Source organism: Halobellus ordinarius (assembly GCF_031823395.1).
Classification (GTDB): domain Archaea; phylum Halobacteriota; class Halobacteria; order Halobacteriales; family Haloferacaceae; genus Haloquadratum; species Haloquadratum ordinarius.
Genome location: NZ_JAVQKJ010000002.1, coordinates 521,430 through 539,095 on the forward strand (window position 1 = coordinate 521,430; position 17,666 = coordinate 539,095).

General features: G+C 63.7%; 17 protein-coding genes and 1 pseudogene. 12 read left to right on the plus strand and 6 right to left on the minus strand.

What is annotated here, in order from left to right; translation table 11 throughout:
* Positions 1-40: 40 nt before the first annotated feature.
* Positions 41-493, minus strand: a complete 453-nt coding sequence (locus RJT48_RS02925) for a carboxypeptidase-like regulatory domain-containing protein (RefSeq protein ID WP_311170725.1) — start codon at positions 491-493, stop codon at positions 41-43.
* Between the two features lie 75 nt (positions 494-568).
* Here RJT48_RS02925 and RJT48_RS02930 point away from each other — a divergent pair, with 75 nt between their 5' ends.
* On the plus strand, positions 569-1,720 hold the full coding sequence (locus RJT48_RS02930) for an ATP-binding protein (protein ID WP_311170726.1): 1,152 nt from the start codon (positions 569-571) through the stop codon (positions 1,718-1,720).
* Positions 1,721-1,838: 118 nt separating this feature from the next.
* Complete coding sequence (locus RJT48_RS02935; protein ID WP_311170727.1) at positions 1,839-2,186, plus strand: DUF5658 family protein; 348 nt, start codon at positions 1,839-1,841, stop codon at positions 2,184-2,186.
* Between the two features lie 48 nt (positions 2,187-2,234).
* Here RJT48_RS02935 and RJT48_RS02940 read toward each other — a convergent pair whose 3' ends face one another.
* The 4 genes from RJT48_RS02940 to RJT48_RS02955 all read right to left on the minus strand — a co-directional run bounded on the left by RJT48_RS02940 (position 2,235) and on the right by RJT48_RS02955 (position 6,223).
* Positions 2,235-2,828, minus strand: a complete 594-nt coding sequence (locus RJT48_RS02940) for a DUF7344 domain-containing protein (protein ID WP_425604694.1) — start codon at positions 2,826-2,828, stop codon at positions 2,235-2,237.
* A gap of 249 nt (positions 2,829-3,077) precedes the next feature.
* Positions 3,078-3,665: a DUF7344 domain-containing protein gene (locus RJT48_RS02945; RefSeq protein WP_311170729.1), complete on the minus strand. Its 588-nt coding sequence runs from the start codon at positions 3,663-3,665 to the stop codon at positions 3,078-3,080.
* A 337-nt stretch (positions 3,666-4,002) separates the two neighbouring features.
* A complete protein-coding gene (locus RJT48_RS02950; protein ID WP_311170730.1) occupies positions 4,003-5,790 on the minus strand; it encodes a DUF7289 family protein in 1,788 nt (595 codons plus the stop codon).
* Between the two features lie 7 nt (positions 5,791-5,797).
* Positions 5,798-6,223, minus strand: a complete 426-nt coding sequence (locus tag RJT48_RS02955; protein ID WP_311170731.1) for a type IV pilin domain-containing protein — start codon at positions 6,221-6,223, stop codon at positions 5,798-5,800.
* Positions 6,224-6,764: 541 nt separating this feature from the next.
* Here RJT48_RS02955 and RJT48_RS02960 point away from each other — a divergent pair.
* From RJT48_RS02960 to RJT48_RS03000, 9 genes and pseudogenes are all read left to right on the plus strand, one after another.
* Positions 6,765-9,680 (plus strand): type II/IV secretion system ATPase subunit, encoded by a 2,916-nt coding sequence (locus RJT48_RS02960; RefSeq protein WP_311170732.1) that lies wholly within the window; start codon positions 6,765-6,767, stop codon positions 9,678-9,680.
* Positions 9,681-9,682: 2 nt separating this feature from the next.
* Positions 9,683-10,021, plus strand: a pseudogene (locus RJT48_RS20740) (50S ribosomal protein L12); the annotation flags it as partial.
* Positions 10,022-10,267: 246 nt separating this feature from the next.
* Positions 10,268-12,301, plus strand: a complete 2,034-nt coding sequence (locus RJT48_RS02970) for a type II secretion system F family protein (protein WP_311170733.1) — start codon at positions 10,268-10,270, stop codon at positions 12,299-12,301.
* Positions 12,298-12,834: a DUF7287 family protein gene (locus RJT48_RS02975; RefSeq protein ID WP_311170734.1), complete on the plus strand. Its 537-nt coding sequence runs from the start codon at positions 12,298-12,300 to the stop codon at positions 12,832-12,834. The genes RJT48_RS02970 and RJT48_RS02975 overlap by 4 nt, the downstream gene beginning before the upstream one ends.
* Position 12,835: 1 nt before the next feature.
* Positions 12,836-13,438, plus strand: a complete 603-nt coding sequence (locus tag RJT48_RS02980) for a DUF7288 family protein (protein WP_311170735.1) — start codon at positions 12,836-12,838, stop codon at positions 13,436-13,438.
* Entirely contained in the window at positions 13,426-14,379 is a 954-nt protein-coding gene (locus RJT48_RS02985) for a hypothetical protein (RefSeq protein WP_311170736.1), read from the plus strand. Before RJT48_RS02980 ends, RJT48_RS02985 begins: the two co-directional genes overlap by 13 nt.
* On the plus strand, positions 14,372-14,839 hold the full coding sequence (locus tag RJT48_RS02990; protein ID WP_311170737.1) for a DUF7266 family protein: 468 nt from the start codon (positions 14,372-14,374) through the stop codon (positions 14,837-14,839). The genes RJT48_RS02985 and RJT48_RS02990 overlap by 8 nt, the downstream gene beginning before the upstream one ends.
* Complete coding sequence (locus RJT48_RS02995) at positions 14,832-15,554, plus strand: DUF7289 family protein (RefSeq protein ID WP_311170738.1); 723 nt, start codon at positions 14,832-14,834, stop codon at positions 15,552-15,554. The genes RJT48_RS02990 and RJT48_RS02995 overlap by 8 nt, the downstream gene beginning before the upstream one ends.
* Positions 15,555-15,645: 91 nt before the next feature.
* Positions 15,646-16,062 (plus strand): DUF5658 family protein, encoded by a 417-nt coding sequence (locus tag RJT48_RS03000; RefSeq protein WP_311170739.1) that lies wholly within the window; start codon positions 15,646-15,648, stop codon positions 16,060-16,062.
* Between the two features lie 92 nt (positions 16,063-16,154).
* Here the strand turns inward: RJT48_RS03000 and RJT48_RS03005 are convergent, their stop codons facing one another.
* Positions 16,155-16,838 carry an RAD55 family ATPase gene (locus tag RJT48_RS03005; protein ID WP_311170740.1) on the minus strand — a complete coding sequence of 228 codons (684 nt, stop codon included), beginning with the start codon at positions 16,836-16,838 and terminating at the stop codon, positions 16,155-16,157.
* 362 nt (positions 16,839-17,200) lie between these two features.
* On the opposite strand from RJT48_RS03005, the gene RJT48_RS03010 reads away from it, so the two are divergent.
* The gene (locus RJT48_RS03010) at positions 17,201-17,596 is read left to right on the plus strand and encodes a type IV pilin N-terminal domain-containing protein (protein ID WP_311170741.1); all 396 of its coding nucleotides are present in this window, start codon (positions 17,201-17,203) and stop codon (positions 17,594-17,596) included.
* Positions 17,597-17,666 lie beyond the last annotated feature (70 nt).

The following is a 17,666-nucleotide window of genomic DNA, read 5'->3' on the forward strand; positions in this document are numbered from 1 at the left end:
CTATTCTCGCTGCCGCCCGTCTATTCTCGCTGCCACCCGTCTATTCTTCGACTACCAGGATCTCCGTGTTCTCCCGCCGGTCGACGAACTGGCTCCCCGACGGCGGCTTCACGTCGACCACGAGCGTGCCGGTCTCCTGGTTTGCGCGCGTGTCGGCCTCGACAGTGACGGTCGCCACGCCATCGGCATCCGATTTCGCCGTCACCACCCCCGCCATCTCGGCGCTGCCGTCCTTGACGATCACGGTAGCCCCCTCCACCGGATCGCCGTCGTCGTCGACGACTCGCAGTTCGAGTTCGTGCTCGCCGGGTTCGACGACGTCCGGCGTTGGCTGGACGTCCAGTTCCGAAACGGCGAGCCCCTGTATCCCCGAGACCATATTCAGCATCACGCTCATCGTGGCGACGCCCACCACCAGTGCGATGACGAGTCTGATCGGCAGTCCTTCGATCGCCCGATCGTCCGCGGCGAACCGCCCGAGTTCTTCGAGCATACCGCCCGTGGTCCCGTCTCCGTATATAAACGCTCACCCGGACGTTTATCCGGGATGGAGCGGCCACACTCTTCGATGCACACCGAGGTCCTCGGACGACGCGATGCGGACTCCACAGCCGATTCCGACGCGCCGCTCGGGCGCTTCGGGAACCACCGCGCCCGTGACGGGAGCCCGGGAGCACCGGTCGGAATCGATCTCGACCGGCCGCACGCCGCGCTCGTCGTGGGCAAACGCGGCTACGGGAAGTCCTACACGCTCGGCGTCCTCGCGGAGGAGGCGGCGCGAGCCCGTGGGATTGCACCCGTCGTCGTCGATCCGATGGGTGTTTTCGCAGGCCTCGTAGCCGACGCAACGGGCGACCCCGTGCCTGCGCGGGTGATCGAGGCTCCCTCTGTCCGTGCGGATGCCATCCCGCCAGGCCGCTGGCCGCGTCTCGTCGGTGCCGACCCGGACGACGCGGTGGGCGCGCTCGTCTGGGACGCAGCCGCCGCGGCCGACACCCTCGCGGAGATGCGAACCGTCGTCGGGGACGCCGACGCTGCCGACGACGCCCGTCGCGCGGCCGATAACCGGCTCCGGCGGGCCGAATCCTGGGACGTCTTCGATCCCGACGGACTCGACGCACGATCGCTCGCCGGGGGCGCGGCGACCGTCCTCGACTGTTCCGGGCTCGACGACGCAGCCGCAAACGCGGTTGTTGCGGGCGTTGCGGCCGCGCTGTACGACGGGCGAGTCGACCGAGCCGATGGAACCTCTCCGCTGGAAACGGGGACAGACTCGAAAACGAAGGCCGACTCGTCCCGGGTCGACCGACTCCCGTGGCTCTTCGTCGACGAGGCGCACGTCTTTTTCGAGGGTGTCGCCGACGCAGCCCTCCGTACGATCCTCACTCGCGGGCGCGCGCCGGGCGTCTCACTCGTCACCGCTACGCAGCGGCCGAGTGCGCTCCCCTCGGTCGCCGTCTCGCAGTCGGATCTCCGCATCGTCCACCGGCTGACCGCCGGCCCGGACGTCCGCGCGCTCGCCTCGGCGGATCCGGCATACCTCGATGGCGACGTCACCGACGCGATGCCGACTGCGCCCGGCGAGGCACTGGTCGTCGACGACACTGCCGAGGCGGTTCGAACTGTTGCGGTTCGTGAACGCGACACGCCACACGGCGGAGCGAGTCCGCGGGCGTCGTCGGTGTCGCTTCCGCCGATCGAGCGCTGCCTCCGTGACTAACCTTCTCCTGTCGCGGCCCGCGCTTTTGCTCACGTCGAACAGGGGCGATAGGCGTAACTGGACGCTACTCGCCGCAAGCGGTCATTTACGAAGAACGTCCTCGGCCAACCGGGGGGATATGGGGCGATCCGAGATCCCCGGATCGGTCGAACGACTGCAGTTCGCGGAGACGCGACTGTGGGCGGTCGCGGTCGCGTTCTTCGGAATCGGCGACATAGTGACGACCACGGTCGGACTCAGCATCGCCGGGGTGTACGAGGCGGGTGTCGTGACTGGCTTTCTCGTCGAACAGTACGGCTTGTTTTCGATGGTCGCCGTGAAGCTCGCCCTCCTCGCCGTGTTCTACCTGCTCTGGCGGTCGACGCCGCGGCCGCATCGGGTCGGTGTCCCGCTCGGACTGGCCCTCCTCGGCGTGATCGTGGTCTGGTGGAACCTCTCGGTGAAGGTCGCTGCACTCCACCTCTGATACTGACTGTTGTGACTTTTCACTCTCGACGTGAAAAAGTGGGAGTGATCAGTACCAGAACTGCAAGAGGGCGATCCCGAGAAGCCCTCCGACAGGAAGGGCGGTGAGTGCAGTCGGTGAGCCGACCCCGAGGAGGTCCATACCGAGCCACCCGATCGAGACCATCAGCGCCACGACGATCGCGACGCCGAGTTTGACGCCCGGCCGGCGGGGTGTTTCCCCGTGGTTCAAAAACGGATCGAGCGACGACGCTCTCGGGGCGAGTCTGACGGTGTTCTCGTCGGTGTCGAACTCGACGATTCCCAGGTCGTCGACCCGCTCGAGGTGACACTGAGACAGCCCCGTGTACACCCGCTTGTACTGTTTCGAGGAGAGTTCCTCGGGAGCCACGCCGTACTCCTCGGACGCGACGCGTGTCGCCAGTTCGCTAACGGACATTTCACCGCCGTGCCTCCGGAGGTGTGAGATCGTTGCCCGCCGTCTGCCATTCCGGAGGGCATCGAAGATTGCCTCCTTCGAGAGGTCGGCGGGCATTTCCCCAGTAGCGCGGGCTCGATCGACGTCGGTGCCCCACCCGCGTGGGATCGCCGCAGCCCGCTTTATGTTTCCCCTTCGCTCCGATCTGTGCGGTCTGGGGATCATTACCTCCAATACTATCTTTCCCCCGTATTGTCATGACGCTCATGTCAACAAGTGGCTGTCGAGTAGAAAGTTTCTTCTCCCTGTTAGCTACGCCGTAGTACCTCTCTAACTGCCCCCGTTTGTCGATGTGCTCTCGAATGAGTCCCCCGATCGCTCGATCGCTGGTCGGTCGCCCTCGTCGAGAGAGCAGTGCCTTCGGCACTGTCGGAGGGGAATCGTTCGACCCACGGAGAACCGTGCGCCGCTCTCTCACCGGTCGGCAGCAGCGAACAGATCGTACTCGTCGCCGAGAGCCAGCACGAACAGTCCGATCACCCCCAACGTGACCCAAAGCAGGTCAGAGATGGCGGCGAAGACGCCGACGTCAAAGACGCCCAGCAGGAGGAATCCGGCCAGGCCGACGGCCCCACCAGCCGTCATCCGATGGGCGTTCGTCTCGGTTTCGTCGTCGAGATACGGGAGGAGCTGGGCCGCACACTCCTGTAGCTCCACCGTACCGCGGTCCTTATCGTAGTTTACGACACCGACGTCGTCCATCATCGGGAGGTGATTCTGATAGAGACCGACGTACACGCGCTTGCGCTCGCCCGAGGAGAGTCCTTCCACCGTGGTCTCGTTTTCCTTGGCGGCGATGTACTCCGCGAGATCGCTGGTGGTCGCCGTCCCGCCGTGCTCCCGGAGGTAGGTTATCACGTCCCGTCTGCGGCGATTGTACAGGACCTCGAAGACGTGATCCGTCGTGAGTACGTTCTCCGTCCGAGACTCCGCTGCTTCCTGTTGGATCGACTTTCGCTCCGAATTGCGCCCCTGGCGCGTATCGTACACCTGTTGTTGCATCAGCATCCCTCCGACGTATCCGCGATAATACCAATGGTCTGAAAGTTAGGATGGTCATACGCCCCGGCCGAAAACCCGTATACACTGTTTACCAACGGGCGGTTTCGGACGGCTACGCGGTACGAGTCCGACGACGGATTCGCTGACGGCCCTCGCGGTCGAAAGGCGACACCGGGAACTCACCGAATTTCGTATCGAGCGATGCAATCGCTCCCACAGCAGGAGCAGGACTGTGCTTCGGTCTCGACCGGAGTGCCACAGCGACGACACTCCAGCACCAGCACGTAGTCCGCTTGGAACCTGTTTGTGACTCGACGGAGTGGGTGAAACATCGGCTTTACCTCCGTGCTACCGCAATCTCGTGTTCGGTGACGTACAGATACTCGAGCCGGGGAACGGTCGGTGACAGCGGGATCCGCTCGTCGACGATCGCCTCGTCGAAGTGGATCGCACTCGGTTTGCCGAGCGTCAGGTTCCCGGTCATCACCGCGCCGTAGAGTTCGCCGTGTTTGAGGTGGAACGTCCCGTCCCCTTGCGGCCCGGCCGGGGCGATGACGACCGCGGTCACGTTGGGGTTCTTCGAGGAGGAGCCGCCGAGCGATCCCTCGAAATCGCTCGGGCCGAAGACGACGAACTGCGTGGACCGCTGGCGGGGGGTATCGACGGTCCGCACGGAACCGCTTCGCTCGACGTAGAAGTGGAGCTTCGTCTTCCCCTCGGAGGGCGGGTTCACCGTGGTCTTCTTTTCGCTTCCGACGAACACCCTGACCTTGCCGTCGCCTTTGATACGGATGTTGCCGGACTTCTTGTTGCCGTGCAGTTTGACCCAGTTCTCGACGCCGAGGGTGATGTTCCCGTCGGTCGCGTTCAAGACGAGCGTCTCGTCTTCGAGTTCGACGTTCTCGAGGTAGTAGTCGCCGGGGTCGAGTTCGTTGGACTCGGACAGGTCGATCTCGTTATCGGTGACGACTTCCGTCGCGTCGTTGTCGTTGTCGCCTTCGAGTTCGTTTACCTTCTTCTGGACGAGTCCGTCGATCGGTGGAACCGGCGGGACGCCGGAAGTGTTGTTGCGGACCTCGCCGGTCACCGAGGAGTCGTCGTGTTCGTCCACCTGCTGTCCGGACGAGGCGTTCCCGTCGATCTGTGCGTCGCCCGATTCGATGCGGATGTCGTCGTCCGCCTCGGCGTCGCCCTCGATCCGAGAGCCGCCGTACATCGAGATTTTACCTGCTGATTTGACCCGGCCGTCGCCGTGTCGGGTCTCCTCGTAGGTCCCGTTCGAGGAGTTGTAGCTGTCGATGTAGGAGCCGCTCCCTTCGATCCGTATCTGGCCGGGGCCGGACGTCGCTACGACGCCGGCTTCCGGCGAATAGTCCACCGGGAGCGCCAGGAAGAGCATCGTGACTTCCTCGGCCTGGTCGTTGTACTGGACGATCGTGTTCGTCCGCTCTTCGAAGAACTGTCCCCAGGCCTCGTAGTACCGGCTCCGGATCTTGACCTCGATGAGGGAGTTTTCGACCCTGTTATCAAGCCCGGCACTGGCGTTCGGGTACCGCTGCTCCGACGGCCCGGAACGGGAGAGTTGGACCTCGCTGTGGATGCTCCCCGAGCGGTCGCTTTCGACGACGTGCATCGTGAGCGTCTTCCCCGTGAAACTGACCTCCGGGGGCGAGACCATCACCGAGCCGTTTCCGTCACTCCGCCAGACGCCGCCGCTCTGATAGGCGACGGTGGTGTCGCCGTTCTCGTAGGAGACGGTCCCGAGGGAAGTGTTCATCACCTCGGTGCGACTCCCGTCGTCGAGGCTGTCGATTGACACGACCGTGATCCGCCCGCGGTCGGGGTCGGCATCGAGCGTGCCGCTGTTCCCCTTGAGGCCGAGATCGATCGTCTGGCTGGACGTACTTCCGGTTGCCACGCGCTCGGTCGCGGAATCAAACTGTGTCAGCGACCGCTCGGCCTGCCCTACCTCGGCGGCCTCCTGGCTCCCGTCGAGTTGGGCGCCGGCGACCAGGACGATCGTCGCGACGCTCACCATCACGATTCCGAAGAGCAGGGCCACGGCTACCACCTCCGAGGTGGATCGATCGTCGGTCGAGAATCCCTCGCTGGATAGTCGTGTCATACGAATGTTAGGGTCTGAACGTCGCGAGGACCTGTTCGTCGTCCGCTCCTCGCCAGACGACGGTGAGCCGATCGACGTCGGTGGTGTTCAGATCGAGCGGATCGCCGCCGGCATCGACGACAGTCGTTTGTTCGCCCGTGACGAGGTCGCTGTCGAGTTCGTACTCCGTCCCGTCGGTATCGCGGATCACGATCTCCTCCGTCGAGAGCTCGGCACCGCCCTCGTGGATCACGACGACTTCGTCTCCGACAACGTCGAACGACAGCGTCGCCCGGGGTGCGTCGGCCGGGCCGACTCCCAGTCCCAACACGACGGCCCCGACGACCGCCGCGAGAATCACGGTGATTCCGATGAGCAGTGTGACACCGATGATGGGTGCAACCGCTCGTTCACTGGGATACTGTCGGTCCGTGCGGTTTCTAGATCTGTCCATGTGTGCCTTCCTGTCCGTGGCTCGCGCGGTCGACCTCTTCCAGGGCGTGGTTCGCAGGGCCGATCCCTCCGCGGCGTGGTTTGCAGGGTCGATCCCTCCTCGGCGTGGTTCGCAGGGTCGACCTCCTCCGCGGCGTGGTTTGCAGGGTCGACCTCCTCCTCGGCCTGGTTCGCTCGCTCGATCCCCCTCCTCGGGGATGCTGTCTGGAGAACAGGGGTCGTGATAGGTTCGTAATTCAGATTATACCGTCGTTTAGTCAGCTCCTACGACGCCTCACTCGCTGACTATTCGACGAGTGACTAACTCAGGAACCGTGCTCAGAGCCCCGTGTGAAATACTGGGGTGAGAAGCACGCTCAGCGCCGTTTGGTTCGTGAGCGGGCCCTTTCTCGGTCTATTTTCGGGCGGTTAAAATGCCCCTTACAAAGCAATGGTAGTCGATATTGAAGCGAGATGACAGCAGTCGACAATCGGTCGATCCGTCGTCGGCCCCCGGCGAACGGACGAGCCCGACCACTGCGGCTCATCGGGGGGTGTCGTCGATGAGTGGGGAGACGGTCGATCCCCAGACGACCGGCGTCACCGACGCTCCCGGAGACGACGATGCCCCCGGAGACGCCGACGCTCCCGGAGAAGACGGTGACGTCGATACTCCAGACGACGGTGACGTCGATACTCCCGTCGAACCCGGCACCTACACGTGGAAAGAGTTTATGCGCGAGCACGGTCACGGCCACGAGGTCGAAGCCGTCTACCGGGATATCGAGTCCGACGATCGGTGGAGTCTCGGGTTCTCCTGGACGAGCGGGGACGATAAGTCCGTTCCGGGACCGGACGACTGGGGGCGCGTCGAGTTCGATCCGGCGCTGTACCTCGGACACCCCCCAGCGCAGTTCCGGGAACGGCTCGGACACTCCGCACGAAAAGGAACCGAATTCCACCGCGAGTTCGGCCGCTGGATCGACGAGACGCCGGTGACGAAAGACGAGTACACCTGGGAACACTTCAAGTGGGAGTATTACTACGACGCGGACGGTCACCTCCCGCGTACCGAGGAGGGTGAAGTCGAGCCGTTCGATTCCGAGGAGTTCCTCGGATTCGATCCCGAGGTTATCGAAGCGGCGCTCTCCGAAGGGTCGCAGAAGGCGGGGGAAATCCCCGAGATAGAGGAGCGACGGACGGTGAACGTCGCCCCCGAACTCGACGAGAACGGGTTCTTCTCCACCGCAGCCGGGCATACGACCCTCGTCAACCGGTACGATCTGGAGAAGCACGTCCCGATGGACAAGAAGCGACACTTCGTCGAGGAGGAACGATACTGGGTGGACAAGCCCCGAGCGTTCGTGATCATCTTCCACTCGACGAAGGAAAACGAGAAGAAGTACTACGTGATCGAACCGTACCTCAACGAGATCGAGACGGATCTCATCGAGTTCTTCTCGGAAAAGCTCCGGACGAGCATCAAATACTCCGATGACGACGTCGTGGTCAGAGGGACAGACGAAGACCGCTCTGAGGTGCTCAAATCGGAGACCAAGTGGCTGATGGATCGCTACGAACTGCGGAAGTCGGTAATGGATACCGACGGCGGCTCCGATCGGTCCGTCCTGAACCGACTGCGCCGACTCGACCGCGGCGAGATCCTCGATCAACTGCATCGCCGCGAGGATGTCGTCTCGGAGCTGAAACGCCTGCAGCTCGGAAACGCGGTCGACGAACTGAAAACGGCCCTCCGGACAGTCGGGACGTCCGACCCGACAGCCGACGAACCGACGCAACTCGACGGGATCGCCGCCCGTCCCGAACCCGCGGTCCTCGCTGAGGACTCGGGGTGGCTCACCGAGTATCAGGTCGAGAAGATCCTCCACCGGATCCAGCGGGACTTCATCGGCTACGAGCGGATCGACCCGATCAAACACGACATCAACGTCGAAGACATCTCCTGTGACGGGTACAACTCCCCGACGTTCGTCTACCATACCGACTACGAGAACCTGATCACGAACGTCGAGCACGGCGAGGACCAACTCGACAACTTCGTCATCAAACTCGCCCAGCGCTCGGGGAAAGGCATCTCGAAACGCCAGCCGCAGGTCGACGCAACCCTCCCCGACGGCTCCCGCGCGCAGTTGACGCTCGGGAAGGAAGTCTCGGACCACGGAACGAACTACACGATCCGACAGTTCAAGGACGTCCCCTTTACGCCGGTCGATCTGATCAACTGGAAGACCTTCTCGCTGGACGAGATGGCGTTCCTGTGGCTCTGCATCGAGAGTAACAAGAGCCTGATCTTTGCCGGCGGGACGGCGTCGGGGAAGACGACGTCTTTGAACGCAGTGTCGCTTTTCATCCCCTCGAACGCGAAGATCGTCTCCATCGAGGACACCCGCGAGGTCGAACTCCCACAGCGCAACTGGGTCGCGTCGGTCACCCGTCCCTCGTTCAGTCAGGACGACGTCGGCGACGTCGACGAGTTCGACCTCCTGGAGGCCGCGCTCCGGCAACGGCCGGACTACATCGTGATGGGCGAGGTTCGCGGCGAGGAGGGGCGGACGCTTTTCCAGGTGATGTCGACCGGCCACACCACCTACACGACCTTCCACGCCGACACGGTGGACGAGGTGCTCAAGCGCTTCACCACCGACCCGATCAACGTCTCGAAGACGCTCTTTACCGCCCTGGATCTGATCTCCGTTCAGACGCAGACGAAGGTCAAGGGCCAGAAGGTCCGGCGCAACAAGACCATCACGGAGATCAACGCCTACGACGCCGAAAACAACGAGATCAGCGTTCAGGACATCTTCCAGTGGCAGCCCGAACCCGACGAGTTCCGCCAGCAGGGAACGTCACAGAAGCTCCAGGAGATCGCGTTCGACCGCGGGTGGTCCAGAGAGCAACTGGCGACGGAACTGCTCAAACGCCGGACCATCCTGGCGTACCTCATCGACAACGGACTCAACACGTACACGGAGGTCGCCGCGACGGTGCAGGCGTTCATCAACGATCCGGAGACCATCCTGACGCTGATCGCCAACGAACAACTCGAGGAGAGCCTCGCGGATCTCCGGGAGATGGAGTCGGTCCTGATCGACATCGACCCGAAAAAGGAGGCACTGGTGCCGCGTCCCGAGCCCGGACCGGACGTCCGGAGCGAGGCCGAGGCGGTGCTGGAGACGGCCGAGGAGCGAATCCTCGACGACTACCGCGGACGGGAGGCTGCAGACCTGGTCGACGCGCTCTCGACGGCCGTCCCGGCGGAGGACGTGACGGCGATGCCCGGTGCAGATCCTCGGATGCTGCCATCAGCGGACGAGACGGCTCAGAATCAGCTGACAGCGGCCGTCGGCGGCGACGGCTCCGACGGCCCCGAGACACCGCCGCTCCCGGCGGTCGAAGCGGACGAGACGGACAGTGTTTCGAACGAAACTGCGGACGGAGAGATCACGGAGCGTGACTGACAATGGAATACGCGTACGCAACCTGCATACTGAACGAATCGGGCGCGGAGATCAACGAAACGAACCTGACGGCGGTCCTGGAGGCCGCGGGCTGTGAGGTCCACGAGTCCAGAGTGAAGGCGCTCGTTGCTGCACTCGAGGACATCGAGATCGACTCCGCCGTCGATTTCGAGGACCTCGGATCCGGCCCAGCGCAAAACGGGGAGCCGACGGGAGGGGATCCGTCGAAACCCGCGGAATCCGATCTGAAGGACGCAAGCGGGATGGATCTGGTCCCGACGGAGGCGGGAGACGGTGTCGACGACACTGGCGGGTCGAACGGGGAGTTCGACGAGGAGGCCGGCGCGGTGGAGACGGACCTTGATGAGACTTTCGAAGAGCGCGACGACGCCTCCGCTGAGGAGTTCAATGGGGACTCCGCGGGGGACTCTGATGACGACTCCGCCGGGAACTCCGATGGCGGCTCTGCCGAGGACTCCGCCGAGGACTCCGACGTGTCGGTGGCCGTTCCCGTAGACGAGTACGCCGAGATGGCAGACGGCGGGACCGAGACCGAAACGGAAACCGAGTCCGACGAGGTGTAGCCGATGAGCCTGGCCCCAGTGAGAGGCCTCGCACGGGGCCGCCGGCGCCGAGTCGACCAACTCACAGACGCGTTCCGCCCCGTCTACGTCCGGCTGTTCGACGAGAACGACAGCTTCGTCGTCAACCTCCAGGACAAACTCGCCGAGGCCCGTATCGACCGGACGGTCGAACTGTACCTCTCGCAAGCGCTGGCGTTCGGAACGATTGCCGGGACCGTACTCTGGTTGCTTGGGGTCGCTGTCGGCCTCGCCGTGTTCGGCACGGGCCTCGTCGAGGTGGGTTCGATAACGAACATCGCGATTCCGAACAGAACCCTGATAGCGCTGATCGAAGCGATAAAAATACCGTTCTTCGTCCTCACGTCCGGGTTCCTGCTGGGAGGGCTGGGGTTCGCGGCGGTCTTCGGAGGATACGTCGCGCGTCCGTACAGTCAGGCCGCAAGCCGGAAACGCGAGATAAACACGCTCCTCCCCGACGCGGTTTCGTTTATGTACGCGCTCTCGATCGGCGGGATGAGTCAGATCGAGATCATCGAGACGATGGCGGAGGCCGACGACACCTACGGCGAGGTCTCGATGGAGTTCCGGACGATCCTCCAGGAGACCCGGTACTTCGATACGGACTACCGGACGGCGATCCGCAAGCGGGCGGCACAGACGCCGAGTTCGGAACTCAGTCAGTTTTTCACCGATATGCTGTCGATCATCGACAGCGGCGGAAGTATGACCGACTTCCTCAACGACAAGAAGGACATCCACTTCCGCCACGCGAAGGAAGAGCAAGAGCAGACCCTCGAGACGCTGGAACTGTTCACCGAGATGTACATCACCATCTCGCTTTTCCCGCTGCTCTTGATCGTCATCCTGGTCATCCTCGATATGATCGGGGGAGCGCAGACACTGCTCCTCTATGCGACCGTCTACGTCCTGATTCCCGGACTCGGACTCGCCTTCTTGGTCCTCGTCTCGACGGTCCGAACCGACGAGTACGGGAACGGCTACCTCTCTTTGGACGCCAACGTCAGCCAGTTCAATCTGGGACAGGACTCCGGCGCGCTGGGACTGGGACTGATCGACGAGTTCACCGGCCGCTTCCACATCTTCGATCGGATCGAACGGACCGAGGGGACGAACCTCGCAATCGAGGTTCTCAAGCGCCCGCACGTCTTCCTCCGGAACCACCCCTACTACACGCTGGCGATCACGGTCCCCGTGTCGGTCGTCTTGATCCTGGTCGCGATCCTGACCGATTCGGTTCCGGTCACGGTGAGCGGGATCGTCGCGCAGCCGGTCTGGTCGACAATCGTCTACGGGTACGCCCCGCTTTTCGTGATCTGTCTCCCCTTCACGATATTCTGGGAGTGGAACCTCCGGCGGCGCTACGCGGTGTTGAACGGGCTCTCGGAGAACCTCCGGAAACTGGCGAGCGCCAACGCGACGGGCCTCACCCTGCTTGAGTCGATCAAGGTCGTCGCGGACACGACCCCCGGAAAGCTCGGCGAGGAGTTCGCGACGATGTACTCGAAGAGCAACTACGGGATGCATCTCAAGGAGTCGCTGGTGGTGTTCAACAACAAGTACCACATTCCGCGGCTGGCCCGGACGGTGAAACTCGTCAGCAAGGCACAGGAGATCTCGAGTCAGATCTCCACTGTGCTGTCGACGGCGGCGAAGGCGACGGAGACTCAGGAGGACATCCAACGCGAACGAAAACAACGCGCGATGATGCAGGTCGCAATCATCATCATGACCTACCTGACGCTTCTCGGCGTGATGGTGCTCCTGAAAGCGCAGTTCATCGACGTGATGGCGAACGTCGCCGAGCAGTCCGGGAGTACCAACACCGCCGGTCAGGACTTCGGGATCTCGATGGATCTCGGCCTGCTGTCGCTCCTGTTCTTCCACGCGGTGACGATACAGGCGGTCCTGTCCGGCCTCATCTGCGGGTACATCCGCGACGCGAACCTGGCATCGGGCGCCAAGTACGTGATGTTCCTGCTCGTCGCAGCGCTCGGCGCGTGGATGGTGGTTGCGTGACTCGACCTGTCCCGCCTCGGGGCGGAGACCGCGGACAGACCCTCCCCGACTTCGCCGTCGGCATCGCGGTGTTCCTCCTCACTATCGCGTTCGTCTCCGTGTTCGTCCCGCAACTGATGGTGCCGTTCGACGGACAGGAGCGCCCCGTCGTGGCCGAGCGCTTCGCGAGTGACCTCACGGGCGACCGCCTGACCGAACCCGACTCGCGGTCGGAACTGAACGAATCCGACACGCGGGCGTTCTTCGAGCAGAACAAGACGGAAGCGCTGGAGCAGTTCGGCGTCGCCTCCTGGTACTCGCTGAACGTCACGCTCAGGGACGGTCCCGGCCGCGACGCCGACTCCGAGATTCTCTGTGTGGGATCGGACGACGAGTGGTGGATCACCAGGTGTGAAGCCGACGATGACCGCTTTGCGATCGGCGAGTCAGTCCCCCGCGACCGCTCGGTCGCGACCGCACAGCGGACGCTGTTTGCCGTCGAGACGGCGGAGAACCGGACCGAGTACGCGGTTCTCGAGGTGAGTATCTGGTAGTATGTCCGAGCGAGCCCAGGCGTTCACGCTGGAGGCGTTCGTGGCCGCGGTGCTCCTCATTGCGGCGATGACGTTTGCGCTACAGTCCGTCGCGATCGACGCGAACACGGCGAGTAGCGGAGGAGCCGAACTGCGCGGCCAACACGGCGGAATCGCCGAGGGCGTCCTGGACGGGGCCGTCGAGAGCGGCAGCCTGCAGTCGACGCTCCTGTACTGGGACGAGTCGAGCGAACGGTTCCTCGACGCCGACGAAGAGGAGGGATTCTACCTCTCGACGAACCCCAACACCACCTTCGGGCGAAATCTGGGCGGGATGCTCGACGATCACCGGATCCGGTACAACGTCGACCTCCACTACCGGGGGACGGACGGCGGACGAGAGACGCAACGGCTGGTCGAGTACGGGACGCCGAGCCAGGACGCCGTCAGGGTGACCGAGACCGTGACGCTGTACGACGACACCACGCTCGTCAGGCGGAACGAAAGCCGACGGGCAAACGTGACGCTCGAATCGGTCGAGTCCGACTTCTACGCGCCCGACGCGTCGGACGACAGCCCCGTGTACAACGTCATTCGCGTGGAGGTGGTCCTATGGCGGACGTAGCACGGGGCGAGCGGGCGCAGTTGCTGATCGTCTCCGCGATCGGCCTGGCGATCCTGCTCACCGCCCTGGCGTTGGCGCTGCATACGGCCGCCTCCGCCGGCACGCACGTCGCGGAGTCCGACAACGGTCTCCACGAGACGGAGGCCGCGATCGGGTACCAGGCCAGCGCCGAACGAGCCGTCGCCGGTCTGATGGCCGAAAACAACACGACCGAGAGTGACCTCCGGGCGGCAGTCGAAGACTGGAACGAACTGATAAGTGCCGAGTACGCCCGCGACGGAGTCGTGACTGACGTCTCGGTGGCGGACACGACCGTCGAGAACAGGATCGTCCAGGACGACACCCGAAACTTCACCGACCGAAGCGGCACGGAAAACTGGACCGTCGCGTCGAACGCCACCCAGGTCGAGGGGTACGAGATGGAACTCGAAGCGTCGGACCTGTCGTCGTCCGACGACTGTGCGGCCTCCGGCGAGTGCTTCACGCTCACCGTCGAAGACGACGACGGCGACGCCTGGCGGCTGTTCGCTTCTAACCCCTCGGAGAACGAAACTATCGAGATGACGGTCCAGACGGCGAACGGGAGCACCGACACCTGCACGGCGGAGGCGTCGTCGGCGCCGGTCAACGTGACCGATGGGGTGTTCACCGAGGAGTCCGGCGCCGAGTGTTCCTTCACCTCCTTCACCGAGGACGGCGAGGTGACCGGACCGTACACGCTGCGGTACGAGGGCACGACCAACGTCACCGGCACCTACACCCTCACCGTGACCGGCAACGTCGTCGAGGGATCGATCGAGGACGACGAGCGCTACGCGACGACCGGATCGCCGCGGATCCATCCCGACATCCGCTCGGCGAACGTCTCGATCAGCTACCGGTCGCCGGAGTTGACGTACCACGGGCAGATCCGGGTCGTTCCGGGTGAAACCGATGACTGATCGCGCCGTCTCCACGGCGATGGGGTACGCGCTCGTCCTGGGGATCGTCACCCTGCTGACGACCGGGTTAGTGATGGGATTCGCGCCGCTCGTCACCGGCCAGCAGGCCGACGCTACCCACTCGACGCTCGAGGTGCTGGGGAACGACCTCGCCGGCGACGTCGAGAGCGTCGACCATCTCGCCGCCGCGGCCGGATCCGACGGGACGGTGGTTCTCCGGTCGCGACTTCCTGAGCGGGTCGGCGGCAGCGGCTACCACATCGAGATCGACGAGGCCAACGAAACGGACGGGAACCAGCGATACGAGATTCGGCTCCGGAGTACGGACCCCGAGACGATCGCCACCGTGGGCTTCCGGACCCAGATCGAGGTCGACGACGACGCGACCGGAACGCTCGACGGCGGCCCGCTCGAGATCACCTACGACGGCGAGCGACTGGTGGTGAGAGAGGATGAGTGAGACCGACCGCGGCCAGAGCGAACTTCTCGGCTACTTCCTGATCTTCAACCTGGTCGTTCTCACTATCCTGCTGGTAGGGGCGACCGGAATCGTCGGGCTGGACAACGCGCAGGACTTCCAGCGGACGACGAGCGCACAACAGGGGGTTTCGGCGCTCGCAAACGACGTCGACGACGTCGCGAGACGCGGGGCGCCCAGCCGAACGACGGAGATCCGTCTCGCCGACGCGTCGCTATCTCTCGAACGGACGACCAATATCACCGTGCGGACCGACAACGCGTCGATCGAAAACGAGACCGTCCAGTTGCACTCGCTGGCGTACGACTCGGGATCCGGAACGAGGATCGTCTACAGCAGCGGAGCAGTCCTCAGAGCGGACGGGGAGAACTCGGTGATGGTTCGGGAGCCGAACTTCCTTTTGGGGAACGACACCGTGATCGTTCCGATCGTCACGCTGTCGCCGGCCGACGGTGACACTGTCGGCGGGGACACTACCGTTTCCGTCGAGACCGCGGACGCCGGCACGGAGGTCGTCGGCGCCGGGGAAGTGGATATGGTCACCATCGAGGTCACCTCCCCGCACGCGACCGCCTGGTACCGGTATCTCGACGACGACGCGGAGTGCGATCCACCCGACAGCGGGACTGTGACGTGCCGGATCGAAGCCGACCGGGTCTCCGTGACGGTCGACCGGATCGATGTTCGACTCGAATAGGCGCGGCTTCGCTCACCTGTGGAGCGCCCGCGCCGACGGTCGAATCCCCGCTCAGAAGTATTCTCGATGCGCGAAAGGAAGGGATGGTCGAATGCCACAATCGTTATACTCGCCCGTACTGAAAGAACAGTTCATAGCGATGTCTGGTCACGCTGTCGAGCTGAACGGCCGCGTCGACCAGTGGTGGTTCTGGTTCGCCGTCGCCCTGTTCCTCCTGATCCCGGTCGATCTGTTCACCACGCTACTGGCGGTAGGACGGTACGGCACCGGGGTCGAGGCGAATCCGGTGATGCGGTGGCTGCTAGAGCAGGGGCTTTTCGTGGGAACGGTCGCGAACCTCCTCGCCGTCGGGGTGGCGGTCTGGCTCTTTCACGTGGCGATCGATCGGGTCTCCCGGGTCTCGCCGTCGTATCGGTTCGCATGCATCCGTCTCGTCGACGTCTGGATCGGTCTCCTGATCGCCGTCGGACTCGTCGTCGTCGCCAACAACCTGCTCTCGCTCGTCTGATACTGATTACTTTCACTGTTTACCGCCGAGCGCCACCCCCGTTGACGGCACTCGGCGTGAAGAGACGAGAGCAATCGGCATAAATTTGTGAATCAGGCGATCTTCCGGCTCACGTCGATCGTGACGTCCGAGGTCAGGTCCAGTTCGATCGTCTCCGAGAGCGATCGCCAGCCGCGGGACTTTGGGATCGAGAGGCTGTTTTCGATGCTGCCGCCGCGGCGTTCCGTGATGAGCTCGAAGATGATGTCGGCGAGGTACTCGGTGCGGTCGCGCTGTGGCGGGACGTCGCGACCCTCCAGGCAGTGGAGGACCGTGAGGCCTCCCGTCTCGGTCGTTCGGGTCCTGAGCTCGTTCACGAACGCCCGATATTCGCTTTCGTCCCGTCGCTCGAGCGGATCGATCGGATCGACGATCAGCGTTGTCTGTTCCTCGATGTTTTCGACCACCGCTCGCGCGTCGGTCAGCGGGGAATCCCCGCCGAGTTCGTGAATCTCGATCTGATCGAGGGAGGCGTCGCTCCGTTCGAGCGTCCGCTCTACGTCCGCCGCCGTCCGTTCGGTGGTCAGGTACACCGTCTCCCTGACGGCGGCCATCTCGTGGAGGAACAGTTCGGACTGGCTGGCCGGCGCCGCCGACAGCGCGACGATCCGACCGGCGGGGATCCCGCCGCCGAACTTCCGGTCGAGCACGTCCATTCCCGTCGAGAGCGTCGAGACGGGGTCCGCCTCCGGCGACGTCTCGGTCTCCCAGTCTAGTTTGTGGTTCACGCCGCTCATCGTCCCATCGATACGGAAGCTTAAGATATTGTTATCGATCGGCTGCTCGGGTAATTCGCCGTATAACCGGGCTCAGTGGATCGGATCCGGTAAGGATCTACCGACGTCGAGGCCGGAGTCACGCGCTCTGCCGGAGACGGGCGAGAGAACTGCTGAAGCCCCGTTTCAGGACAAAAATTCTAGCTCAAAACCCGACTTTCAGGCGGTCTTTACCGATCGAACTCGACGGGACGGACGGTCTCATAATTCGAATTACAATACTGGTGTAGCGGGTGTCGTACAGGTAGCACCGACCTGGTGGCTGGTCGTCACGAGGGGCTGTGACGCCCGCGACGACGCACACAGGTGGTGTAGAAAAAATGATGAACGTACGAAAACTCCTAACCGACGAACGGGCCGTGTCACCGGTGGTCGGCGTCGCGCTGCTGATCGCCATCACGGTGATCCTCGCGGCTGTCATCGGCGGCGTCGTGCTCGGCCTCGGAACAAGTTCAGCTGAGGCACCACAAGCATCGCTGCAGTTCGAATCCGACGGTAGCTACCTGCTCATCTCACACGAGGGAGGCGACGAGCTCAAATCGGACAACGTGGTCGTAAGAGGTGACGCCACCCCCGCCTTCGATACGGATCTCGCAGCTGGTGAGAGTCTGAACAAAACCTCCGTGACGCTGAACGCCAGTGAAGAAGTCAGCGTCGTCTGGCAGGATCCCAACAGCAACGACGAGGCGGTTATCGGCACCTTCGAGTACAGCGGCTAAGCCGGCTCACGGGCCTCCTCCGTCCCGGTTCCCCTTCACGATTCTTTCGGTCGCGGTGGAGACGTCGAGT